This is a genomic window from Paenibacillus sp. JNUCC 34, assembly GCF_058269055.1.
This window is the reverse complement of sequence record NZ_CM177770.1, coordinates 2103804-2127538: the sequence shown is the minus strand read 5'-3', so window position 1 is coordinate 2127538 and position 23735 is coordinate 2103804. Positions and strand designations below refer to the sequence as shown.

Sequence of the window (23735 nt, the reverse complement as noted above, 5' to 3'; positions counted from 1 at the left end):
TTCTTCCGTATACCAATTATACTTCCAGCAAACTTTTGATTCAAGTCTGTTGTTAATTTTTTACTGGAACTCTACTGCCGTAAGTCTGCGCCATAAACGATATAATAGTGCCTTGGTCGCGCGGATCCGCACCATCTCTCTGTTTCCTTTCAAGTGAAGCTCATGAACTTCAGTCTTCTTGCCCCGTTCAGACAACCCGATATACACAAGCCCTACTGGCTTGCGCTCGGCATGCCCTGGACCTGCGACACCTGTCACCGACAAACCGAAGTCACTGTCTGTCACCATCCGGATCTGCTCGGCAAGAACCTCGGCAACTTCAGGTGAAACAGCACCCGGAGCATCTTCGCCATCAAGCAGTTGTTGCGGCACATTGATCAGCTTATGCTTGATCTGGTTCGTATAGCAGACGATTCCGCCAAGCAGCATCGTCGCGCTGCCAGGAATGGATGTGAGGGTCTCCATAACAAGACCGCCCGTACAGCTTTCCGCAGCGCTGAGTGTCCAGCCCCGATCAGCCATCATATCAACAATTACTTGTTCAATCGGAACATCTTCACTCGCATACATATGTTCAGGCACGATGCTTCTTATCTGTTCTTCAAGCTCATTCAGCTTCTCCATAGCCTCTCCCTCGCTGGGAGCCTTTGTAGAAATTCGAACCGTCACTTCTCCTTCTTTTGCATATAGCGCTATAGTTGGATCGGTCTGGGCACTGATCAAATCCGAAAGACGGTCATCTAGCGCAGATTCGCCGATCCCCGCAAATTTAAGCATTTTGGAGTAGAGTGGCAACTCATTCGTAAGTACATGCTGCATGAGCCATGGCATGGCCTGCTGCTCAAACATAGGCATCAGCTCTCGCGGTGGTCCCGGAAGTACGATATAATGAGTTCCTTCATGCGTAACGGCATTACCAACGGCAAGTCCAGTTTCATTCGGTAGCGGTGTTCCCCCATCAATAGCCAGTGCCTGACGCTTGTTGTTCTCTGTCATTTCCTTACCACGGTCCATGAAAAATCGGTCAATGCTATCCATGGCCATCCGATCAATATGTAGTGAAGTACCAATGAATTCCGCCAAAGCATCCTTCGTAATATCATCCTGTGTCGGTCCAAGGCCTCCTGTCAGTACGATGATATCGGCACGGCTGCAGGAAAGCTTCAACGTTTCTTTTATGCGCTCTATGTTGTCACCAACAACGGTCTGGTAGTACACATCAATCCCCATACCCGCCAATTGTTTGGATAAGTATTGTGCATTTGTATTAACAATTTGGCCGAGCAGCAATTCGGTCCCGACCGCAACAATTTCAGCTTTCATACCACGACAACCTCCTGTTTATAACTCTCTATTGATTTTATTACCCCTACCCTGATCTATGTGAAAATGGAAGAAAAAAGCAATAGGATTTCTCCTATTGCTATTATGCCCCAGTACCCCTGAGAAGGTGTTTGTTTTTCACAAAATATTCTGCACCGGAATAGATCGTAATCAATGCTGCCGCCCAAATTGCAATCTGATCAAACGGAATTCCAAAGAACACAAACGGAAAGTTGTTAATCATCAATGCCACAATAGCCACGATCTGAATCACCGTCTTTATCTTGCCCGAGTTCCCTGCGGCTACAACAGCTCCGTCAAGAAGGGCAATTTGACGCAATCCGGTCACAGCAAATTCACGGCTGATAATCACGACCACGATCCAGGACTCCACCTTTCCCATCTCAACCAATGAGATGAGAACAGCAGCCACAAGCAGTTTATCTGCCAGCGGATCCAAAAGTTTGCCGAGATTGGTTACCATATTGTTCTTACGCGCCAGATAACCATCAATTCCATCCGTGCTGGCCGCCAGTATAAAGATCAGCCCAGCGATGAGCTGGTTGTATGGCAGCTTAAAACCGTTCCATACGATCGGATCCGGGTAAAAACTGAAGTCAACCAGCAAAAAAATCATCATTATGGGTATTAGGAAAATCCGGGCCAACGTTATGCGATTCGGTAAATTCATGAAGCAACCTCCCTATATTGGGGTTGAGAGTTTCTAATCTAATTTTATGTACAAAATGTTAAGCGGATGACATTGCTTGCATTCATCCACCACGTAATCTTCTCCGAACTCCTGTAATATCGATTTTCAGTATAATATTAAGGCTGGTCCATGTCAAAAAAAAGAAAAACCTCCTCCTCGCACACGAAGGGAGGCCTAGGCTTATTTCAGGTTGGTGAACTGTAGGTCCAGCGGAAGGTCCGCTTTGCGGAGCAGCTGCATAACCGCCTGAAGATCATTCTTGCTTTTACCTGTAACTCGAATCTGATCTCCTTGTATCTGGCTCTTTACCTTCAGCTTCGAATCACGGATCAGGATATTGATCTTTTTCGAGTTCTCCTGATCAATGCCCTGCTTGAGCGATAGACGCTGTCTAACGGTACCGAGTGAGGCAGGTTCAATTTTACCGTAATCCACATTCTTCAGGGATAATCCCCGTTTCACCATTTTGGATTGTAAAATATCGATAACCGCATTCAACTTGTATTCGTCCTCAGATGCGATGACAAGCGCGTCTTTATCGAGCTTCAGGCTGCTTTTGCTGTCTTTAAAGTCGAAGCGGGTCTCGATCTCACGCTCCGCCTGGTTGATCGCGTTGCTCAATTCCTGCATGTCCATCTTGGACACGATATCAAATGAACTTTCAGAACTCATGGTTATTCCTTCCTTTCGAACTATATGTCCATTCTATTATAGGGTATAACTGAGGTGGAAGTCTAATCCACCGTAATGCAATTGATGCAAAAAGACCTCGTCTTCACCTTAAGGAGAAAACGAAGCCTACGGGCACTAATTGCTCTCGCTGTTGTTTTTTGCAGGTTGACGGAACATATCAAGAACACCCAGGATAATATGGGCAAGCCCGAAACCGAGAATACCGTACCCCCAATTATGTGGAATTAGATAATATCCCAAAAGGCCTACAATCATGCCCAGTCCAATTACAATCCAACTGGCTGTCATCTGACCCCACCTCCTCAGGAATGTGAAAATAGCGGTATGCGAATTCCGCATACCGCTATTAATTTCTCCCGAGAAAGGAAAGACTATTCTCCCTCTGTTTCGGTGCTATCACTGCTGTTCGATCCCGAATCAACCGGCTCAAACATCATACGCGAAGACGATTTACCGTCAGTTACGGTCTGTCCACCTACCGTAATAGTCGTTGCTGGGGAATACCCTGACTTGACGTACATACCTTGACTGTCCATATCAAAGCTTACCGTATCTCCAGCATTCATCATGCCAAACGATAATTTTTCACCAGTCGAGTTATAACCACGGTAAATCTCAACCCAGCTCTGTCCCGTTGCTTTTATTTCTACTTTCACAGGCGTTCCAGCTGGTGCAGCCACTTTAAAGATGGTATTTTTGCCTGATTTACGATCTTCCGTCACGGTGACCTGACCAGGTTGCTCTTCGGCCGGTTTTTCTTCAGGCTCTGTCTCTTCCTCGCCTGTTTCAGTTCCTGGATCGGTTACATTTCCTTCATCAGTACCACCCTCGCCCTGAGCGCCTTCAGGACTCGGTGTAGGAGTCTGATCTCCCCCGCCTTGATCAGCCGGATCATTCTGTGTTGTCGGTGGAGTTGCGTCGCCCGGTGCGGAATTATTAGACTTAACCGCATATAGATAAATAACAGCGATAATCAATATAGGAAATGTCCACATCAATACTGTTGGAAGCCAGCTCATATTCCGATCGGAAGACGCTCGTGCGGCGCGCTTCTGAATAACTGGCTCCATTGTTGCTTCCGGCTGCGGCTTGGGCACATCCTGTTTGTGGCCCTCGAGCAGTTCATCCGGATTTAAACCTACCGCTTCCGCATAGGTTTTGATGAATGCCCGAACATAAAAGCTGCCTGGGAGAACTTTATAGTCCCCTGCCTCGATGGCTTCTAAGTATCGCTTGCGTATTTTTGTCATTTCTTGCACATCATCAAGGCTCATCCCTTTTTGAAGACGTGCCTCCCTCAATTGTTGTCCCAAATCGGACATGCCATCACCTCCTCTTGGAATTTCTGCGGTCATTTACAGATCGTCACTGTATGAACCGGTGAATGTATCATAAACGATTTCTTCACCCGGATTGTTTCGCAATTCAATCAAAATATCAAAATCATCATAAGAATATTCCGATTCCCGCACAAAAATATCGGGATGCTCAATCACTTTGGTGCTCTCCATCGACATAATATCCTGAAGAAGCTGGTAGTGCTTCTCGTTGGAACGAATGGTGCTTACAATTCCGTCAATAATAAACACATTGGAGGGATTCATTTCATCCTCGGATAGCTGACTACGAATCGTTTGTCTCAACAGCGTCGAGGAAACAAACGTCCACCTTTTCATAGCACATACGCTGCCGGCAATAATCGATTCTGTCTTGCCAACGCGCGGCATTCCCCGAAGACCAATAACCTGATTTCCTTCTCTTTTGAACAATTCACCTAAAAAATCAACAAGTAAACCAAGTTCGTCACGGGTAAAGCGAAACGTTTTCTTATCGTCAGAGTCGCGATTGATGTAACGGCCATGACGGACAGCCAAAATATCAACTAGTTTAGGCGGTCTTAAAGCCGTCACCGTTATATTTTCGACTTTATTTAACATTTTACCCATTAATACAATTTTCTCTTCATCATCTGTTTCGAGCAGCATACCTCTCGTCTGACCTTCAACACCGTTGATCGTCAGAATGTTCACTTCCATCATACCGAGCATAGAAGCAATATCACCGAGCAAACCTGGACGGTTCTTATGTATCTTATACTCCATATACCATTGTTTAGATTCCACAAAGACACCTCATCGAACTTCTATCCCATTAACTTTCGACATTTTATACCAATTATGGACATGCCGAAAAAGGTTAAAAAAAATGGGTCACGTTAATGATATATAAAATGAAAATGAAAGGCAAGGATAACTCTGCAACTTTCGAATAAAAAGCCCCCTGTTTAGGGGGCTGCTCCAACTATGCGTTGCTTTTAGCCAGTTTGACCATGAGACGGGCAATCGTGCGGCGCTCTTCCTCATTACCTACATCCCAAAGTTCTTTCAGAGCACGGTTGGAGGAGTTTTGAGGATCGACTTTCTCATCAAGGAAATCGCCGATTTCAAAAGCGAGCTGGGAAATGGTATCTTCGTTCATTCCCGCTTTCTCGGCTTGAACGATACGCTCACCAAGGAATTTTTTCCATGAATCGAAATTCTTGAGTACGGATGACATGATTAAATCCTCCTCTGCTTGTTGGCAATTGAGATTTAAAATGAACAATAATAATATGTCCCCGGACTCCCCCCGCTATAAGTGGAGAAATGCACCATCATGATTAATACAACTGCCTCAGGTCACCCATCCGCCGTTTGGACTGATGACCTGACCCGTAATGTAACCGGACTCCGGCAAAGCCAAGAAGTAAACAAGCGAAGAGATTTCATCCGGCTGCGCAAGGCGTCCCGCCGGAATTTCTTCCTCCAGCATACGAATTTCATCAGCCTCCAAATGACCGAGCATGGACGTATCCACCGCACCCGGAGCAACCGCATTGACTGTCACACCGGAAGGAGCCAGTTCCTTTGCCAGCGCTTTTGTGAACGCATTAAGTCCTCCCTTGCTCGTGGAATATAACACCTCACATGAAGCACCGGAAAGTCCCCATACTGAGGATACATTGATGATCCGCCCGAAACGCTGTGAAACCATCCTCCCCATAAAGGCTTGTGTGCATAAGAATGCACCTTTCAGGTTGACTGACATAACTGTATCCCACTCTTCTTCTGTCACATCCGACAGCAGGCCATAGTGTGAAATCCCCGCGTTGTTGACCAAAATATCAGGCTCCATGCCATGACTCTGCAGCTTCTCTTGCATCCGCAAAATCTGATCCTTATCCTTCAGATCTGCAGAAACCGTCAATACCTTTGATCCATGGCTCATACAGCGGCGTGCAACCTCGTTAGCGGCCTCATGAGAACTCATGTAGTGAATAATGATATTCATGCCGACAGCAGCAAAACGCTCAGCTATCGCCGCTCCAATGCCTCTGCTGGCCCCTGTGATCAATACCGTCATTTCCCCAATCGGTTTCTGAACCTCTCCCTTAAGATTGTTCATTCCGGACTAACAACAAGGGAAACAGAAAGCTGATTCCAATCCACATGTTCCTGCAGTCTGCGGTTAACATCCTCCAGTGAAATGGACTCATATACCGGCAGAATCGAGAACAGATTGCTCCCTCTGAACTGGTATCTTGTAAATTCATGCGCGATGTTCTCTGGGGAATTAAGCATGCGCAGGTAACCGCCCATTTTCTTTTTCCGGGCCCGTTCAAAGTCAGACTGATTAAATCCGTTTTCCTTCAAGCGTTCCACTTCCTCACGAATACGCTGAAGAAGCTGCTCAGGATCTTTCGTGTCACCGCCTGCAGCAGAGAAAGCGTACTGAGGCGAGCTATTGAATTCATGGGAAAAATTGTCCGAAATCAGATCCTCGTCATAAAGTTTCTGATACAGCTCTGTGCTTGAGCCAAACAGCAGATCCAGCATCAACTTGGTTGTCAGATCAAGACGAAGCTGATCTTCACCCGCAAGACCACTACTCTTCTCCTTGAAGCCGAACAGACATTTTGGCAAAGAAACCGCGAGCCGGCTCACCTTACGTTTCTGCGCAACTTCTAGCGGCTCCTGATCGAATAGACGCTCAATGCTCCCCTGCTTCTCGTAATTTTTTCCAGCCTGATTGGCCTTCACCATTGAGATGGTCTCTTCTGGACTCACACCACCGACAACAAACAGCAGCATATTGCTTGGATGATAAAAGGCATTGTAACACGTGTATAAGTCTTCTTTCGTAATCGTTCCAATCGACTTGACGGTTCCCGCAATGTCAATATGCACCGGGTGCACTTTATACATCGCTTCGATCAACCCGAAATAGACGCGCCAGTCTGGATTGTCTTGGTACATATTGATTTCCTGTCCGATGATCCCTTTTTCCTTCTCTACGTTCTGATCTGTAAAATAAGGGTTCTGAACAAAGTCAATCAGTGTCTCCAGATTCGCCATAATGTTCTCTGTTGCAGAGAACAGGTATACCGTCTGATCAAAGCTTGTAAACGCGTTCGCTGAGGCTCCGTTCGACGCAAATTTAGCGAAAATGTCGCCTTCGGGCTCTTCAAACATTTTATGCTCAAGAAAGTGGGCAATGCCGTCAGGAACTCTGACTTCCGACTCGCCCTCTACGCGAAAATGATTGTCTACTGAGCCGTATTTTGTGGCAAACGTTGCGTATGTTTTTTGGAACCCAGGCTTTGGCAGCACATACACGTGCAGTCCATTATCCAGCACTTCATAATACAACGTTTCCTGCAGGTTCTCATAATGAATGCTTTGCACCGTCTATTCCTCCTTTTGACCTTTCAGGAAATAAATCGTATCCAGCGAAAATGCAGATGCGGCACGTGTAACGTCTTCTGTGGAAATATTACCCACCTGCTCCAGAAGTTCCTCCGCAGTACGCTCCTTACCGGACAGCTGACGGTTAAAATCATAGGCAATTAACTCAAAGGCTGAATCCTGCATTTCCTTAATCACATTCCGAATCATAGCCTTGGTCTGTGTCATTTCAATGTCCGATATGACACCTGAGGCCATATCGTCTAACTGTTTCCGAATAATATCAACCGCTTTTTCGTAATTCTGGATTTCGATACCTGATTGAATCGTCGCGATGCCTTTGTGGCCGTCATAACGGGATGATGCGTAATACGCCAAACTTTCCTTCTCCCGGACATTCACAAACAGCTTGGAATGAGGGTATCCACCCAGAATTCCATTGTACATCAAGGCTGCTGCGTAATCTTTATCGCTATACGTAATTTTGCTGCGTAGACCAAGATTCAGCTTACCCTGATTAATATCAAGCTTCTCGACAACCGTCTGTGGTTCGGAAGAGTCCGAACGAACAACGGAGGCCGTATATTCTGCCGTACTAGAGCGACCCATAGCAAAATGCTCTTCGACAAGCTTTTTCACTTCGTCGATGGACGTATCTCCGACAACGTAAAGATCAAATACGGCTTCGTTTAGCCATTTACTGTAGGCTCCATACAGACTTTCCGCCGTAATACCGTCCAGGTCCTTACGCTGACCCAGAGGATGAAGCCGGTAAGGCTCATTTCTGCACATAACCTCAATACAACGCTCGGCCGCATAGCGGATTTTGTCATTCACAATGCTTTCCAGCTTTTTACGTACAGTGTCCCGCTCCGTCTGAACATAAGATGTACGAAATACTCCGTTTTCAAGAGTTGGTGCAGTTAGAGCTTCGCCCAAAAAAGCAAAAGACGATTTCAAAAGGCTCTCTGGACTCTGAACAAAGGAATCGTTGATTGTGTCCATTCGAAAATGAACAATCTGGTGATCTCCGCGTTTATAAACATCAAATCCGAAACCTGCTCCATACAGTTGTTCAAGCCGCTCACGGAAGGCCCGGGTCTCCGGATAGGAAACCGTACCTCTCCGCAGCACAAACGGTGTCAGCGCCGTTGTTGTCACTGTGTTCTCATCCAGTGGACTTCCCGCATACAGCGAAATTGCGAATGTTTTGAAGCGGCGGGTCGGCAGCACATGAATCCGGATACCGCCAGCCGTGCCGTGTTCAAATCCCGTTTTCGTCGTCAAGGTCCAAAACTCCCTTACCACATATATTGATGGTGCACAAAGATGTAATTTAGTTCCATTCTAACCCATCACAAAGTGAAGAAGCAACCGAAGACAAACCCTCGATTGCTCCCTGCGACATTACATACAGAAAATATGCTGTCCTATGGTTTTCACTTGAGGACGGGTCCAGATCCACGCAGAAGTAGCCGTCTTCGGGTTAAAGTAATAGAGACATCCTCCCGAAGGATCCCAGCCGTTCAAGGCCTGAAGAACCGCTTTTTTGGCAGTTTCGTTCGGCTCCAGCCAGATTTGTCCGTCAGCTACAGCTGTGAATGCTCGAGGCTGGAAAATAACGCCTGATGGCGTGTTTGGAAAGCTCGGCGATTTGACACGGTTAAGAATGACAGCAGCAACTGCAACCTGTCCTTCAAACGGTTCACCGCGGGCTTCTCCATAAACAGCATTTGCCATAATCTTCAAATCATTGTCTGACAATCCCATCGGGTTGGCAGAAGAAAGATTGGCTCTCTCTTTCTTTTTGCCTGTGTTACCCTTATTAGCAGCCCAGTTTTCATGAAGTTTAGGCTCTGTTGGACGCCAGTCTTTCGTAGCATTATACAACCGGAGTTTTACCTTTGGACCAACAATACCGTCGACTTTCATACCGAATTCGGATTGAAACCATTTGACAGAACCTCGCGTCTTAGAGCCAAAAACACTATCAATCTTACCGTGATAAAACCCTAGATACTTCAGTCGTCCTTGTAGCTCATATACATCCTCACCGGTAGAACCGAATTTCAGAATAGCCTGGCTAAAAGTCGGCACGGCTTCCTGTGTGAGCGGAGTACGTTCGGTTTTGGATGTGACCTTTGCCTGGGAGAAAATAGACGCCGTTATCAACACCACGGCACCGATAAGTAGCCAAATCTTTGCGTTTTTCATGCTGCGCTCTACCTTTCTCTTGTGATTTAACAGGATCGCTAAAGTTATTATGACAAGCATGCCTGTTTCCTATGCACGACCTTTCAAGAGGAAGTAGATCTGTCACTCACACAATGCAAAAAAGAAACGGTTTCTCCCTCTCCAAGGCAAAACCCGTTTCTAAAATGTAATTAAAATTGTGCTATCACCTACTAAACAAATACCAGTTATACCCAAGGATTTATGTAAGCTGTTCCTCTGATCATTGCTATCAACAGCGTCTTACAACAGACAAAGGGGGCATCCCAGGTCAATAGACCTTTGGGACACCCCCTAATTATAGTTATGAACTGACTCGACTCTGCTGATACTGCTCCATCGACATGAGAACCTCCCGTGGCTTACTGCCCTCGTAAGGACCGATAACCCCTCTGGCTTCCATTGAATCGATCAACCGTGCAGCACGGGTGTACCCAACACGCATACGTCGCTGCAACAAAGATACCGATGCCTGCTTCGCTTCCAAAATAATATTTACAGCCTGATCATACAGTTCATCCAACACCTCATCATCGGAGGTTGAGGATTCATCTATTTCAGGAACAAGAGACTCATCGTATTCCGCCTGCCCTTGATCCCGGACAAAGCCTACAATATTCTCCACTTCCTGATCACTCATAAATGCGCCTTGAACCCGAACGGGCTTGGATGAACCCATTGGCATGAACAGCATATCACCGCGGCCAAGCAGTTTTTCTGCTCCCGCCATATCCAGAATCGTTCTGGAATCGACCTGTGACGATACACCGAACGCGATCCGGGAAGGTATATTCGCCTTGATGACACCTGTAATGACGTCTACAGAAGGACGCTGAGTGGCAATAATCAGATGGATACCCGCTGCACGCGCCATTTGAGCGAGACGGGTTATCGCCTCCTCCACATCATGTGCTGCGACCATCATCAGATCGGCGAGCTCGTCCACGATAACGACAATGTAAGGCAATACCGCTGACGGATTATCTTTCATCAGGTTGTTATAGCCTTCGATATTTCGTGTACCCGATTTGGAAAACAACTCATAGCGTTTTTCCATTTCAACCACGATCTTCTTGAGGGCCAGTGAAGCCCGTTTAGGATCGGTTACCACTGGAGCCATCAGATGAGGAATTCCGTTGTACACATTTAACTCGACCATTTTGGGGTCGACCATTAGAAATTTCACTTCATCCGGCTTGGCTTTATATAGAATGCTAGTGATAATCCCGTTAATACATACCGACTTACCGGAGCCTGTGGCACCGGCTACGAGCAGATGGGGCATCCGGGCAAGATTCCCGACAATCGTCTGTCCAGAAATGTCACGTCCGAAAGCAATGGACAGCTTGGACTGTGCATCCTGGAACATCGGCGTCTCCATTACTTCCCGCATCGTTACTATAGACACCTCATTGTTCGGTACCTCGATACCAATTGCTGATTTGCCTGGTATCGGTGCCTCCATACGGATATCCTTGGCTGCGAGAGCAAGCGCAATGTCATCCGTTAAACTTACAATCCGGCTGACCTTCACTCCGATATCCGGCTGAATCTCATACCGGGTTACAGATGGGCCACGGACAACCTCCAGCACTTTAGCACGGACGCCGAAGCTTTCAAGAGTAGCTTCTAGCTTACGGGCCGTCTGCATGTAGTCATTCTGATCTCCCGGCTTACCGCCATTATTAGGCTTGGAGAGCAGACGGAACGGAGGAAGCTTATAAGGTTTCGGTGGAGGCGGTGGCGGTGTAATAGGAGTGCTCTCTTGGCCCTCCTCTCCTTCAGAAGTTTGTCCCGAAACGGGCTTCGAGGCATGTTCTGCCATTCCCGGTTCCATCTCTCCAGCGCTATCGGGTACAGCATCCGTAGCGGTCTCTTGGAAATGTGAAGAGTCCATTTCATCCGGTTCCTCTTCCTCCACTACACCTTCATGTTTAACCTGCTCGAAGAAATCCCGAATAATGGGTGAGGTCGGAGCCGGTGATTGTATACTCGCTTCCCCTGGCATATCGTAATCGAATGAGTGATCTTTTACCGGATCGATGCCAGGCAAGCCCGCTACTTCCGTGGCAACTGGACCGCCCTTGCCCGAATTCATAACACTGTCCTGAGCCTCTTCTTCTACCTTATTCTTAGATTTAGACCCCTTGTTACCAAATAGTTGGAACAATAGCGGCGATTTTCGTCTGGACAACGACATATCAACATCATCCAGGTCATCACTGTCATCATCTTCATCCTCATACACCGGAAGACTCTGCGGTTTCTTTCGTTCAGCCTTCGAAGCTGAAGCTTTAGCCTTGGTCTGGCGTCCCTGCATTTTCTTCTGTATATGCGCACTTGCATTAACTAAGCGAGTACGAAGCATACGCATAAGATCCACATACGACAGATTTGTGATCAGCATGAAGCTAATGAACAGCATGACAATCATAATAAGACGGGCACCAATGCCACCAAAAAACATAAGCAGGAGAGAAAACTGCAATGCACCTGCATAGCCTCCGCTAATATCCTTTCCCATCACCGGATGGTTTCCGTCCGTTTTACCATGTAAAAGCTCACCTTGTAAATCGCTATGTATCTGGGTAAGTACATTACCCGAGTTCAGTTGCCCAATCGGGGCCAGCTTCGGCTCCAATCCACTAATACTGCTCATCAGTGTCAGGGATAGGACTAGCAGAAGCACCCCTGTTCTACGGCTGTTCCAGCGCTTGGGCCATTTCCGGTGAATCATCACCATTAATCCGTAATAAATTCCGATCAGGGGGATTACAAAATAGTATTTACCCAGCACGTATCCTGACATCTTAGATAAGGAGCGTCCTACCGGTGCCTCTCCAGATAAAGCAATCACCGAGAGTGTCATCAGTATTATTCCATATATTTCATACTTTAGGACTGAGGCAAATACAGCCCTTTTCTTTCGCTTGCGTTTTGCCAAAAGTGTCACCCCCGAAGCCATATTATAACATATATTCCGGTGGCGTACCTATGTTCTGTTTTCAGACTTTAGCCCTATTTTGTTCCAATGACAGGAACGAACGAAATGGTACTGCCAGGAGCATAAAGCGGATCTAAATAATCCCCAAGCTCACAATTTAGCAAGCGTAATATTTTTGCCTTGTTGTCACTCAGCAGTTCGACCTGCAAAAGCTTGCTGCCAATTTGGAGTTCCATCGTTTGAGCCGGTTGATGAAGCTGAGTTTCTTCCATCCAGATTACTTCTTGCGGCATCACGGTGTATAGCGTCATTGGGTAATACCTCCTGCACTAACATTTTTCCGTTCTCCAATCATCCCGTTCAATCTGGCCAAAGCCTGTCCGATTCCGCCCACTTCATTCATTAATCCGTATTTCACAGCGTCTGTACCTGCCACGGCTGTACCGATATCCCGGTTCAACTCACCCGTTTTAAACATCAAATCTTTGAATTGTTCCTCAGTGATTCTGGAATGGGATGTCACAAAACGGACGACACGCTCCTGCATTTTCTCCATATATTCAAAAGTCTGCGGTACCCCTATAACCAGCCCGCTCATCCGGATCGGATGAATCGTCATCGTTGCACTTTCAGCGATGAAAGAATGACTCGAAGCTACTGCAATCGGTACACCGATGCTGTGACCCCCTCCAATGACAACAGTGACGGTCGGTTTCGTTAGCGAGGCTATCATCTCTGCGATAGCAAGACCCGCTTCGACGTCTCCCCCAACCGTATTCAAAATAATGAGCAGGCCTTCAATCCGTGGATTTTGCTCTGCAGCAACCAATTGCGGAATGATATGCTCGTATTTGGTCGTCTTATTTTGCGGCGGCAGTACGATATGTCCTTCAATCTGACCGATTATTGTCATACAAAAAATATTGGACTCACCGCCTGCGGGCACACTGGTTTGCCCCAACTGCTGGATTGTATCGATGACTGTCGGTTTTTTATTGTCTTCCGATGGGATTGCCGGAAGTTCCGTCTCTTCTCCAAATGCTGATCTTCTATCGTTTGAGTTGTTTTCCATATTTACACCCTGCCTTATATCATAGTCATGTTGCACTATAGTGTAGTATGGCAAACATATAGACCGAATTATGCCTTTGCAGAACACCCTCGTCACATTTTGGAGTAATTCACACAATATAAAAAGCCCCTTTCGAGGAAACCGTCCAATATTACCTGCGAAAGGGGCGACTGTGTGCCTGATTATTCTGTTAGTTTGTAAAAGATTAGACTTCCATAATGATCGGAAGAATCATCGGTCTGCGGCGTGTTTGTTCGTAAAGGAAACGTCCCAACGCGTCTTTCACACTTGTTTTAAGTGAAGCCCATTCATTAACATTTTCACTCATTAGCTTCTGCAATGTACTCGAAACGATTCGGTTGCTCTCTTCCAGCAAACCTTCTGATTCACGCACATATACGAAACCACGGGAAATAATATCTGGACCGGATACAATGGATCCGTTTTGTTTGCTAAGAGTAACAACTACAACCAAAATACCATCTTGAGAAAGCAGCTTACGGTCACGGAGCACAATGTTGCCAACATCGCCAACACCCAGTCCGTCGATCAGTACGTTGCCAGCTGTCACTTTACCGGCTTTACGTGCAGAGCCGCCTTGAATCTCAACAATCTCACCCAGATCCGTAATGAAAATATTATCAGGATCAACGCCTACGGATTCAGCAAGCAACGCATGACGACGTTGCATACGGAATTCACCATGAACAGGTATGAAATATTTCGGTCTCATCAGGTTCAGCATAAGTTTAAGTTCTTCTTGACTTCCGTGTCCAGATACGTGAACACCGGAATTGGAACCGCTATAAATAACATCTGCACCGAGACGGAACAGCTCATCAATCGTGCGTCCCACATATTTTTCATTACCTGGTACAGGTGTTGCTGCAATAATAACGGTATCACCAGGTAAAATATCCACTTTACGATGTGTCGAACGGGCCATGCGTGTCAATGCAGACATCGGCTCGCCTTGACTGCCAGTACACAGTACAACCACACGATCGGCAGCCATCTTGTTAACTTCCTCTGGTTCAATTAGCATTCCGTCTGGAATGTGAAGGTATCCCAAGTCGGAAGCGATGGAAACAACATTCACCATACTGCGACCGATAACGGTCACTTTACGACCTGTCGATTCAGCCGCGTTCATCACCTGTTGAATTCGGTGAACATTCGATGCGAATGTTGCAACAACAACACGCTGATCCGCCTTACGGAAAATATCCTCAAGCACGATACCAACGTTTTTCTCAGATGGAGTAAAACCCGGTTTCTCTGCATTCGTGCTGTCTGACAGCAGTGCCAGAACACCTTTGCTTCCGATTTCAGCCATACGCTGCAAATCGGCATACTGATCATTCACTGGAGTATGATCGAATTTAAAGTCACCGGTATGAACTACGCAGCCTTCCGGTGTGTCGATACAAATCCCGACGGAATCCGGAATACTGTGATTTGTTTTGAAAAAAGTAGCTTTGAGCGTGCTGCCAAGCTGGATTTCAGAATCAGCATGAATGAGAATTCGCTTCGTTTCGCCCAGCAAATTCGCTTCCTTCAGCTTGTTCTCTACCAGGCCCAGCGTCAGCTTTGTTCCATATACTGGAACATTCAGATGTTTCAGCACGTACGGCAATCCGCCAATATGGTCTTCGTGGCCGTGAGTCAGCAAAATACCTCTCACTTTATCACGATTTTCAGTCAGATAGGAAATATCAGGAATAACAATATCGATTCCAAGCATGTCCTCTTCCGGGAACTTCAAGCCCGCATCCACGACAACGATGTCATTGGCATACTGAACGACATACATGTTCTTCCCGATTTCACCGACGCCACCCAAGGCGAAAATCGATAGTTTATCGTTATTTATTTTTTTAGACAAATGAATCTAACCCTCCTATAGTTTTGGACGTCCACCAATGTTATATTAAATTTCAAAAATATACCGCACCCAGTCACTTGAATTCATTATACATGAAGAAAAAGTGAAAACACAAGTCACCCACCCAGTAAGGCATAGGATACCCCTATAAAGCGGCGTTTTATAAAAGAAAAACCGCCTTCTTGTGTAAAAAAGGCGATTTTTCGGGATTTATGAGATAAATACATATTATTTGTCTTCGTAACCGTTTGAATTACAAGTCTTCGAGCAATTTTTGGATATATACAGACTCGCTCTCGCTCGGGGAAATCAACGGCAAGCGGACTCCACCTACCTTGTATCCTTTCACTTCAAGAGCATATTTAACAGCAGACGGATTCGGGAGCGGATCCGGGCATTCGAACAATCCTTTGTATAGTGGGAACAACTTCTGATGTAGTTTGGCCGCTTCTTGCACTTGACCTTGGGTATAGGCATCAATCATATCCTTCATCACGGAGCCAGCCACATGACTTGCCACGCTTACAATCCCGTATGCACCTACCGAAAGCGCCGGAAGAGCAGCGGAATCATCGCCTGAATATACGATAAACTGTTCAGGTGCCCCCGCAACAATCTGGGTTACCTGATCCAAGGAGGCACACTCCTTAGTCGCCACAATGTTAGGTATTTCAGCAAGACTCAGTGTTGTTGCAGTACTTAAGCTGATTCCTGTCCGCCCTGGCACATTATACAACATGATCGGAAGCGAGGTTGATTTCGCAATAGCTTCGAAATGCCGATACAGACCTTCCTGATTCGGTTTGTTGTAATAAGGCGCCACGAGAAGAATTCCGTCGACACCGCATTGCTCTGCTTTTTGGGTTAGTTCTATGGAGTGAGCTGTATCATTACTTCCCGTTCCTGCGATGACTTTGCTTCTTCCAGCCACATGCTTAACAACAAACTGGAATAACTTCAGCTTCTCATCCTCGCTTAACGTTGGGGATTCTCCTGTAGTTCCTGCAACCACAAGGGAATCAGACTTCTGATCTACAATTAAATAATCGATCAGCCTTGCAGTCTCGTCCCAATTGATCTCACCATTTGCATCAAAAGGGGTAACCATGGCCGTAATCAATCTTCCGAAATCCACAATGTTTCCTCCTATCTATTTCGGCAAAGCCGAGTAATCGACAAATTTCAACGGTGAAGCTCAAATTTACTATGAAGCGCCCGAAGCGCCTGAACCATATCCTCTTTTTTTACAAGGACCCATATCGTTGTATTTGAATCTGCAGATTGGAGAATTGGAATATCATGCTCGCTGAGAGCTTCCACGATTCTGGCCATGATCCCGGGAACACCGTTAATGCCTCCCCCGATCACAGAAACTTTAGCACAGCCTGAAAGGCTCCTCGGTTTCAGGTTCAATCCCTGTAAAGCCGAGATCGCTTTCTCCGAATCACTATCAAATACAGTATATAGAACACCTGTAGGAGTAACGTTAATAAAGTCAACGCTTATCGAGTTTTCAGCCATTGTTTTAAACACTTTTAACTGAAGACCTTCCGTACGGTCACAATCTACAGAAATCTGTGTAACGTTGTTAACATAAGCCACACCGGTAACAAACCGGTCAATGATTCCCATCTGCACATCATGAAAGCCGTCTGGTTGCGTAACAAGTGTTCCCTCACTATCCGTAAAGGTTGAACGGACTCGAACAGGGATGAGCGATTGCATTGCAATTTCGACCGCGCGCGGATGAATGACTTTTGCTCCTTGATGTGCCATATTACAAATTTCTGTATAGCTCACATGGCTTAGCGATCTGGCATCCTCAACAATTCTAGGATCGGCTGTCAAAATACCGTTCACGTCTGTATAAATATCGACCATTTCTGCCCGTAGCGAAGCGCCCAACGCCGTGGCTGATGTGTCACTGCCACCCCGTCCAAGTGTCGTAAAATCACCGGACTCTGTCTGTCCCTGAAATCCGGTCACAATGACTACCTGGACATTCTCCAGTTCTGCTCGAACCCGATCCGGTCTCACATCCAATATTCGCGCGTTGCCGAACTGATTATCTGTGATAAATCCAGCTTGAGCACCTGTAAGCACAGTCGCTGTAATCCCCTCATGCTGAAGAAGACTGCACAGCGTTGCTGCCGATATGATCTCACCACAGCAGAGCAGCAAGTCTTTTTCCCGGAGTGGAAGGCCGTTACCGTTCTGCTCACTCCAATCTAGAAGTGTATCCGTTGCATAGGGTTCTCCTCGACGCCCCATCGCCGACACGACCACGACCAGCCGATACTGCCTGGCAAGCTCACGGCGAATATGTTCAATGACATGAGTTCTCGCCTGTGGCGAGGATAACGAAGTGCCTCCGAATTTTTGAACCAGAATACGCATGTGTATTCCTCCGTTGTTTATGCCGGAGAACCAAACAAGGCGCCGATGGACTGAAACGGCCAGCTTTAAGCCTGGCCGTTTCGTTTGGAAACGATGATTTCGGCAATTTGCACAGCATTCCAAGCCGCGCCTTTTAGCAGGTTATCCGAGACGATCCACATATTCAGGCCGCGGTTATGTCCTAGATCACGGCGCAAGCGTCCGACAAATACGTCCGGTTTGCCTGCTGCATCCGTTGCAAGGGGATATGCCTGTGAAGCGGGATCGTCAACGAGTGTAACACCCGGAGCGGCTTCAAGCAGCGTCTTTATCTCTTCCAGCTCGTAGTCATTCTTGAATTCAACATACACAGACTCTGAATGACCATGTACAACCGGAATGCGAACGCAGGTAGCCGTAACTTCAATGGATTCGTCGCCCATTATTTTTTTGGTCTCACGGACCATTTTCATTTCTTCCAATGTATATCCGTTATCCGCAAATTTATCGATCTGCGGAATAGCGTTAAACGCGATCTGATGTTTCACCGGAAGCGATCCGACCGGCAGAATGTCCGGTTGAACATCGTTTCCTGCCAGCACTTCCATACTCTGGCGCAGCATTTCCTGAATCGCCTGATTACCTGCACCTGATACAGCCTGATAGGTGGAAACTATGATGCGGGATATACCAAAAGCATCATGCAGCGGCTTCAGCGCAGCTACCATTTGAATCGTAGAACAGTTAGGATTAGCGATAATACCATTATGTTCATCAATCTTCTCCGCATTTACTTCCGGTACGACCAGAACTTTGTCCGGGTCCATGCGGAAAGCGTTCGTGTTATCGATGCATACAGCTCCATGACGTACAGCGTGTGGGGCCAGTTCTTTACTAACATCTCCACCTGCGCTGAACAATGCAATGTCAACGCCTGCAAAACTGTCGGGGGTTGCCTCTTGTACTGTAACATCATGACCTTTGAATTTAACGACCTTCCCTGCGGATCTAGCAGAGGACAGAAGCTTCAGTTCAGCAATCGGAAAATCCCGCTTCTCTAAAAGTCCTAATATCTGTTCTCCAACCGCTCCGGTCGCTCCAACGACGGCCACATTAAACTTTTGCTCGCTCATCTGGTATGTCTCCCCTTCATGATTTAAACTGTCTCTGCTACTGATTCTAAACTTTATGCTGAATGAAACCGTTCAATGATCATAGGCTGCAGCTGTTTCCCCTCAAGGGCTGCATAACAGGTTTCCGGAATAAGTTCCATTCTGGCAACAAGCGAATTCGGTTTCTGCTGTGGATTATCCTGTCCGAAAGGAACAAAATAAATATTTTTCGTAACCAGCAGTTTTGCGATATTTGCAGCATTCAATCCAAGTCCATCGTTCGTCGAAATAGCCAGCACAAGCGGCCGGCAGTTTCTCATTTGCGCTTTGGCTGCCATCAAGACAGGGGTATCCGTCATGGCGTTAGCTAGCTTGCTTGTCGAATTTCCTGTGCAAGGTGCGATGACCAGAACGTCCAGAAGCTTGGAAGGGCCTAATGGTTCCGCCTCAACAATTGTAGAAATAATATCATTACCCGTTATATCTTTCAACTGTTTCTGCCAATTTTCCGATGTGCCGAATCGGGTATCCGTCGTCATGATCGTTCCTGATACGATCGGCACCACATTTGCACCGCCGTCTTTGAAGCGTTTAATTTGCGGCATAACTTCTTCCAGCGTACAGTGTGATCCCGTCAAAGCATAACCTACCGTTTTACCATTCCAATTCATTTACGCATCCCCCCGAATCTTGATTTCCTCTGAAATCAACTCCACTAACGTGTTGGCCATAATAATACCGGCTGTTTTTGGAGCTACGATTCCGGGTAGTCCAGGTGCAAGCATAGCTTTAATGCCTCTTTTCTCGGCATAACGGAAATCACATCCGCCAGGTGCAGAGGCGAGATCGATTATTACAGCCTCACGGGGCATCTTGGATATAATCTGTGCTGTGACAATCATCGTTGGAATCGTATTAAATAGCAGGTCAATATCTGACACTTGAGCACCCAGATCCTTAATTGAAAATGGCTTCCAGCCCATTTCCTCTGCTCTAGCGAAATGATCGCTTTTGCGGACACCCATTTTGATTTTGGCGCCTAATCCCTGCAAACTCCTAGCCATTGTAAATCCAGTCCGTCCCATACCTAACACCATACTGGTCGATCCATGTATCGTAAAATCTGTATTTTGAATGGCCATCATCAGTGCGCCTTCCGCAGTTGGAATAGAGTTATAAATCGCTACATCATCACGCTCCAACAGCTCAACCAGCTTGATGTTATTTTTTTCGCACAGAGCCCTCAAGTAGCTCTTAGCCATGCCCGTATAAACTACTCCGTGTTTCGGCATTGCCTGGATGTGTTCCTCTTCCAGCTTTAAAGGCCCTTCCGCGTACAGTGCGCCGATCCGGCCCTCATCATCACAGCCAACGACGGGCAGCACCAGGACATCAGCCCCCGACAGCAGCTCAGCCGTAAGTGGCTCTCGGGCTACTCCCTGGAAGGAATCCTGCAATTTGTCAAAGCCGGCAATCGATACAGCGGCATCCATCTCGGCACATTTTCGAATAACCTCAATCTGCCGTGCGTCTCCGCCAATAAAGACGGTACGGACTCCTGTCAGCATGCAAGGCTCGCTCCTTTCCCAACCAAGTATAGACCATCTTATGCGGTAGCCTAAACATAGGTGAGCGGAGCAGTCTTGAAACTTCGCCAATATGTTAATCGATCAAAGAACATACAAAAAAACCGTTCCGGAAGTTCCGGAACGGTCCTATAGAATAAACCATTATAACTTCAAACTAAAAGTGTGTGTCTATTTGCCAGTATGTCCGAATCCGCCGGCTCCCCGAACGGTATCCGATAGTTCGTCTACCTGTACAAATTCAACAGACGGCACGGTTTGGAACACCATTTGAGCGATGCGCTCGTTGCGCTCAATCGTAAACGGTTCTTGTCCCAAGTTAATTAGCAGCACTTTAATCTCACCGCGGTAATCAGCGTCAATTGTACCTGGTGTGTTCAGGCATGTAATACCATGTTTAAATGCCAGTCCGCTGCGAGGCCTGATTTGGGCTTCCAATTCACCAGGCATGGCGATGGCAATGCCCGTTGGAATCAGCTTCCGCTCTCCCGGCATCAGTATAACCGGTTCCTCCACAGCAGCATGCAGATCAAAGCCAGCTGCAAGCTCCGACATTTTGACCGGAAGTTTCACATCTTCATTTCCGGGTAATCTGTTAATTTGAACGTAGTGCAACAAATTCGTCCCTCCTAATTTTGTTCAGCGCTTTATCTGAGGACCCAACCATCGCTAGAGCAAACGGGGTTTCAAACATACGGTTTAATACTTTTTGGATATCTTTCATGGTAACTAGCTCAATGCGCTGGATCATTTCGTCCAAGGTGTAGTGACGGCCGAGCATAAGTTCATTTTTGCCAAGTCGGTTCATGCGGCTACCCGTGCTTTCCAAGCTCAGAATAAGACTTCCCTTCAACTGCTCTTTGCCTTTATGCAGCTCTTCTTCTGTCATTCCCTTCACAGCTAGATCCGACAAGATCTCTTTAGTCAGCTCGAGCACATCCTTCGTCTGTTTAGGCGCTGTACCCGCATAGATCGTAAACATACCACTATCCGCATGAGAGCTGTGATAGGAATATACCGAGTAAGCAAGCCCCCGCTTCTCACGAATCTCCTGAAACAGACGCGAGCTCATACCTCCACCAATGGCGTTGTTGAGTAGAACCATTGCATATTGGAGCTCATCTCCGATTGAACTTCCCGGAAAGGAAAGACAGATATGGTTCTGTTCTGTCTTCTTCTTGTGGTAGAGCATTCCGTCCTGAAATACCGGAACTGTTAAATGCTGGCTTGTACCGTTGTTCTTGAAAGCGCCAAAGTGACGCTCCAGCAGTTCAATAACACTATCGTCAATATTCCCAGCTAGGGCAATTACCGTATTCTCAATCGTGTAATGACTGTTCATATACGATCTAAGAGCATCGGAGTCCATCGCTTCGAGACGTTCTTTCGTACCTAAAATCGGATAAGCCAGCGGATGATCCCCGTAAGCGGAAAGAGACATCAGATCATGAACCAGATCATCCGGTGTGTCTTCATACATAGCGATTTCTTCAAGAATTACATTCTTTTCTTTCGTCAGCTCTTCTGGATCAAGTCGCGAATTAAAGAACATATCCGACAACACATCTACAGCAATCGGAAGATGCTCATCCAGCACCTTCGCGTAATAACACGTATATTCTTTCGAAGTAAATGCATTCACATTGCCGCCTATCGCATCGAACTGCTCTGCTATCGCGCGAGCATCAAACCGGTCGGTTCCTTTAAACATCATATGTTCAATAAAATGGGTAATCCCGTTTATATCCAGCGATTCATTGCGAGATCCGGTTTTGACCCAAATCCCGAAGGAGACCGAACGACATGTCGGGATTTGTTCCATAACTACTCTCAGGCCGTTTGACAGCTGTATTTTTTTCACGAAAGGCCCTCCTAACTGCTCCTTAGATTCACTCAATCTATAATAAATGTGATTGATGCCATCCATACATTGTATCAAACTTAAAAGAGTCACTCAACTTCCATAAGGTATAATCCGTTCCGGTGATAAAGTTTCGCTTACTGTACCGATTTGCAGTCCTTTAGCGCGTATCCCCTGGATCATGCCTTTAAGTGCTTTAGAGGACGAGTTGGTAGGATGCATCAAGATCAGGAAGCCAGGCTCAACTTTTTTTGAAATTTTTTGCACGACGGATTCCGGTGAAGGATTCCTCCAATCCACGGTATCAAGTGTCCACATAACGGTTTTCAAGCCGCGTGCTTGTGCAATAGAAACAGTCTGCTGATTAAAATCACCGGATGGAGGAGCGAACCATTTGTTCGTTACACCTAGTTTTTCCTTGAGCAGATCCTGCGTTTTTGCAATTTCCAGCTCTGCACGGCTCCGGCTCAGCTGGCTCATATTCGGATGAGAGTATGCGTGATTCTCGACCTCGTGGCCTCTTTTCAATATTTCAGCAGCCAGCTCCGGGTTTTTCGCCAGCCAGCTTCCGTCCAGAAAAAAAGTCGTTTTAATCTTTTCCTCATCCAGGATGTTTAGCATCGGTTCAATGAATTCGTTGCCCCAAGCGACGTTAATCATCAAAGATACCATCGGTTTATTCGGATTCCCTCGGTAAATCGGATGCTCACCCAGTTGATCCAGTGTTACCTTCGCTGGTATTTGCCGGTAGACGTACGTAATCGGTTCACCCGCTCGTCTCTTTAAATTACGCTTGTACGTTTCCTCCACATGAATCTCCTGGCCGTTATAACCGGGGACAGCTTTCCACACGGAATCCACCTTAGCATCTACGGGCTGAATTCTCGTTTTAACTGCTTCGGCTTCAATCTCATTCAGCAGCTGCACGTCGACAGCTGAGGTCTGCTGCTCTAAGTTTATAGCGCTTTGAGCTTCGTTTAGCTGTTTAATATATTCCCAGGAACCTGCAACCACCGCAATTCCTGACACTGATACGATGCCTATAAGCAGCACCGCCGCCTTCAATCCTTTCATGGACGCATCCATCCCCTTTGTTAGGCTTTGTCCCATTTTATGAGCAGAGGATACGTATTATGTACTTTAATTATCTTGCAATCTACATAACGAACAAATCCCACAAAGGCCAAAAAAAAAGAGCCAGAATAATCATTTCTG

23 protein-coding genes are annotated in these 23735 nt (G+C 46.6%); all 23 read right to left on the bottom strand.

The features are described 5' to 3' along the window. Nucleotides 1-60: 60 nt before the first annotated feature. On the bottom strand, nt 61-1323 hold the full coding sequence (locus AC2TF5_RS10030) for a competence/damage-inducible protein A (RefSeq protein WP_491302022.1): 1263 nt from the start codon (nt 1321-1323) through the stop codon (nt 61-63). Nucleotides 1324-1426: 103 nt separating this feature from the next. Further along, nucleotides 1427-2014, bottom strand: a complete 588-nt coding sequence (gene pgsA, locus AC2TF5_RS10025) for a CDP-diacylglycerol--glycerol-3-phosphate 3-phosphatidyltransferase (protein WP_491302021.1) — start codon at nt 2012-2014, stop codon at nt 1427-1429. Nucleotides 2015-2215: 201 nt separating this feature from the next. After that, the gene (locus AC2TF5_RS10020) at nt 2216-2707 is read right to left on the bottom strand and encodes a YajQ family cyclic di-GMP-binding protein (protein ID WP_491302020.1); all 492 of its coding nucleotides are present in this window, start codon (nt 2705-2707) and stop codon (nt 2216-2218) included. Nucleotides 2708-2842: 135 nt separating this feature from the next. After that, the gene (locus AC2TF5_RS10015) at nt 2843-3016 is read right to left on the bottom strand and encodes a hypothetical protein (RefSeq protein ID WP_491302019.1); all 174 of its coding nucleotides are present in this window, start codon (nt 3014-3016) and stop codon (nt 2843-2845) included. Between the two features lie 83 nt (nt 3017-3099). Further along, a complete protein-coding gene (locus tag AC2TF5_RS10010; protein WP_491302018.1) occupies nt 3100-4050 on the bottom strand; it encodes a helix-turn-helix domain-containing protein in 951 nt (316 codons plus the stop codon). Between the two features lie 33 nt (nt 4051-4083). Beyond that, nucleotides 4084-4851 carry a DUF3388 domain-containing protein gene (locus AC2TF5_RS10005; protein ID WP_491302017.1) on the bottom strand — a complete coding sequence of 256 codons (768 nt, stop codon included), beginning with the start codon at nt 4849-4851 and terminating at the stop codon, nt 4084-4086. Nucleotides 4852-5029: 178 nt separating this feature from the next. Beyond that, nucleotides 5030-5284, bottom strand: a complete 255-nt coding sequence (locus AC2TF5_RS10000) for a DUF3243 domain-containing protein (RefSeq protein ID WP_241929717.1) — start codon at nt 5282-5284, stop codon at nt 5030-5032. 117 nt (nt 5285-5401) lie between these two features. After that, the gene (gene ymfI / locus AC2TF5_RS09995) at nt 5402-6172 is read right to left on the bottom strand and encodes an elongation factor P 5-aminopentanone reductase (RefSeq protein ID WP_491302016.1); all 771 of its coding nucleotides are present in this window, start codon (nt 6170-6172) and stop codon (nt 5402-5404) included. Then, complete coding sequence (yfmH, locus tag AC2TF5_RS09990) at nt 6169-7452, bottom strand: EF-P 5-aminopentanol modification-associated protein YfmH (protein ID WP_491302015.1); 1284 nt, start codon at nt 7450-7452, stop codon at nt 6169-6171. Before yfmH ends, ymfI begins: the two co-directional genes overlap by 4 nt. A 3-nt stretch (nt 7453-7455) precedes the next feature. Then, complete coding sequence (yfmF, locus tag AC2TF5_RS09985; RefSeq protein ID WP_491302014.1) at nt 7456-8739, bottom strand: EF-P 5-aminopentanol modification-associated protein YfmF; 1284 nt, start codon at nt 8737-8739, stop codon at nt 7456-7458. Nucleotides 8740-8859: 120 nt separating this feature from the next. Beyond that, on the bottom strand, nt 8860-9666 hold the full coding sequence (gene sleB / locus AC2TF5_RS09980) for a spore cortex-lytic enzyme (protein ID WP_491302013.1): 807 nt from the start codon (nt 9664-9666) through the stop codon (nt 8860-8862). Between the two features lie 322 nt (nt 9667-9988). After that, on the bottom strand, nt 9989-12649 hold the full coding sequence (locus tag AC2TF5_RS09975) for an FtsK/SpoIIIE family DNA translocase (protein WP_491302012.1): 2661 nt from the start codon (nt 12647-12649) through the stop codon (nt 9989-9991). Between the two features lie 53 nt (nt 12650-12702). After that, the gene (locus tag AC2TF5_RS09970) at nt 12703-12939 is read right to left on the bottom strand and encodes a YlzJ-like family protein (protein WP_491302011.1); all 237 of its coding nucleotides are present in this window, start codon (nt 12937-12939) and stop codon (nt 12703-12705) included. Next, nucleotides 12936-13700 carry a ClpP family protease gene (locus AC2TF5_RS09965; protein WP_491302010.1) on the bottom strand — a complete coding sequence of 255 codons (765 nt, stop codon included), beginning with the start codon at nt 13698-13700 and terminating at the stop codon, nt 12936-12938. The genes AC2TF5_RS09970 and AC2TF5_RS09965 overlap by 4 nt, the downstream gene beginning before the upstream one ends. A 205-nt stretch (nt 13701-13905) precedes the next feature. Next, nucleotides 13906-15585 (bottom strand): ribonuclease J, encoded by a 1680-nt coding sequence (locus AC2TF5_RS09960; RefSeq protein ID WP_491302009.1) that lies wholly within the window; start codon nt 15583-15585, stop codon nt 13906-13908. Nucleotides 15586-15838: 253 nt separating this feature from the next. Further along, nucleotides 15839-16720 (bottom strand): 4-hydroxy-tetrahydrodipicolinate synthase, encoded by an 882-nt coding sequence (gene dapA, locus AC2TF5_RS09955; protein WP_491302008.1) that lies wholly within the window; start codon nt 16718-16720, stop codon nt 15839-15841. 47 nt (nt 16721-16767) lie between these two features. Continuing rightward, on the bottom strand, nt 16768-17982 hold the full coding sequence (gene dapG / locus AC2TF5_RS09950) for an aspartate kinase (RefSeq protein WP_491302007.1): 1215 nt from the start codon (nt 17980-17982) through the stop codon (nt 16768-16770). 65 nt (nt 17983-18047) lie between these two features. Further along, on the bottom strand, nt 18048-19094 hold the full coding sequence (locus AC2TF5_RS09945; protein ID WP_491302006.1) for an aspartate-semialdehyde dehydrogenase: 1047 nt from the start codon (nt 19092-19094) through the stop codon (nt 18048-18050). Between the two features lie 53 nt (nt 19095-19147). Then, nucleotides 19148-19744 (bottom strand): dipicolinate synthase subunit B, encoded by a 597-nt coding sequence (locus tag AC2TF5_RS09940; protein ID WP_491302005.1) that lies wholly within the window; start codon nt 19742-19744, stop codon nt 19148-19150. Further along, complete coding sequence (dpsA, locus tag AC2TF5_RS09935; RefSeq protein ID WP_491302004.1) at nt 19745-20641, bottom strand: dipicolinate synthase subunit DpsA; 897 nt, start codon at nt 20639-20641, stop codon at nt 19745-19747. It abuts the gene before it with no gap. A gap of 189 nt (nt 20642-20830) precedes the next feature. Further along, nucleotides 20831-21277 carry a dUTP diphosphatase gene (dut, locus tag AC2TF5_RS09930; RefSeq protein WP_491302003.1) on the bottom strand — a complete coding sequence of 149 codons (447 nt, stop codon included), beginning with the start codon at nt 21275-21277 and terminating at the stop codon, nt 20831-20833. Continuing rightward, nucleotides 21255-22520, bottom strand: coding sequence for a M16 family metallopeptidase (locus tag AC2TF5_RS09925; protein ID WP_491302002.1), 1266 nt, complete (start codon nt 22518-22520; stop codon nt 21255-21257). The genes dut and AC2TF5_RS09925 overlap by 23 nt, the downstream gene beginning before the upstream one ends. 93 nt (nt 22521-22613) lie before the next feature. Next, on the bottom strand, nt 22614-23594 hold the full coding sequence (locus AC2TF5_RS09920; protein WP_491302001.1) for a polysaccharide deacetylase family protein: 981 nt from the start codon (nt 23592-23594) through the stop codon (nt 22614-22616). Nucleotides 23595-23735: the final 141 nt, after the last annotated feature.

Coding starts and splice junctions, on each gene's coding strand:
- dapG (WP_491302007.1), bottom strand. CDS start 17,982: ATGCGTATTCTGGTTCAAAAATTCGGAGGCACTTCGTTATCCTCGCCA.
- sleB (WP_491302013.1), bottom strand. CDS start 9,666: ATGAAAAACGCAAAGATTTGGCTACTTATCGGTGCCGTGGTGTTGATA.
- AC2TF5_RS09945 (WP_491302006.1), bottom strand. CDS start 19,094: ATGAGCGAGCAAAAGTTTAATGTGGCCGTCGTTGGAGCGACCGGAGCG.
- AC2TF5_RS10015 (WP_491302019.1), bottom strand. CDS start 3,016: ATGACAGCCAGTTGGATTGTAATTGGACTGGGCATGATTGTAGGCCTT.
- AC2TF5_RS10010 (WP_491302018.1), bottom strand. CDS start 4,050: ATGTCCGATTTGGGACAACAATTGAGGGAGGCACGTCTTCAAAAAGGG.
- AC2TF5_RS10030 (WP_491302022.1), bottom strand. CDS start 1,323: ATGAAAGCTGAAATTGTTGCGGTCGGGACCGAATTGCTGCTCGGCCAA.
- AC2TF5_RS10020 (WP_491302020.1), bottom strand. CDS start 2,707: ATGAGTTCTGAAAGTTCATTTGATATCGTGTCCAAGATGGACATGCAG.
- pgsA (WP_491302021.1), bottom strand. CDS start 2,014: ATGAATTTACCGAATCGCATAACGTTGGCCCGGATTTTCCTAATACCC.
- dpsA (WP_491302004.1), bottom strand. CDS start 20,641: ATGCTGACAGGAGTCCGTACCGTCTTTATTGGCGGAGACGCACGGCAG.
- AC2TF5_RS09975 (WP_491302012.1), bottom strand. CDS start 12,649: ATGGCTTCGGGGGTGACACTTTTGGCAAAACGCAAGCGAAAGAAAAGG.
- AC2TF5_RS09965 (WP_491302010.1), bottom strand. CDS start 13,700: ATGGAAAACAACTCAAACGATAGAAGATCAGCATTTGGAGAAGAGACG.
- AC2TF5_RS10000 (WP_241929717.1), bottom strand. CDS start 5,284: ATGTCATCCGTACTCAAGAATTTCGATTCATGGAAAAAATTCCTTGGT.
- AC2TF5_RS09940 (WP_491302005.1), bottom strand. CDS start 19,744: ATGAATTGGAATGGTAAAACGGTAGGTTATGCTTTGACGGGATCACAC.
- ymfI (WP_491302016.1), bottom strand. CDS start 6,172: ATGAACAATCTTAAGGGAGAGGTTCAGAAACCGATTGGGGAAATGACG.
- AC2TF5_RS09970 (WP_491302011.1), bottom strand. CDS start 12,939: ATGACGCTATACACCGTGATGCCGCAAGAAGTAATCTGGATGGAAGAA.
- AC2TF5_RS09920 (WP_491302001.1), bottom strand. CDS start 23,594: ATGAAAGGATTGAAGGCGGCGGTGCTGCTTATAGGCATCGTATCAGTG.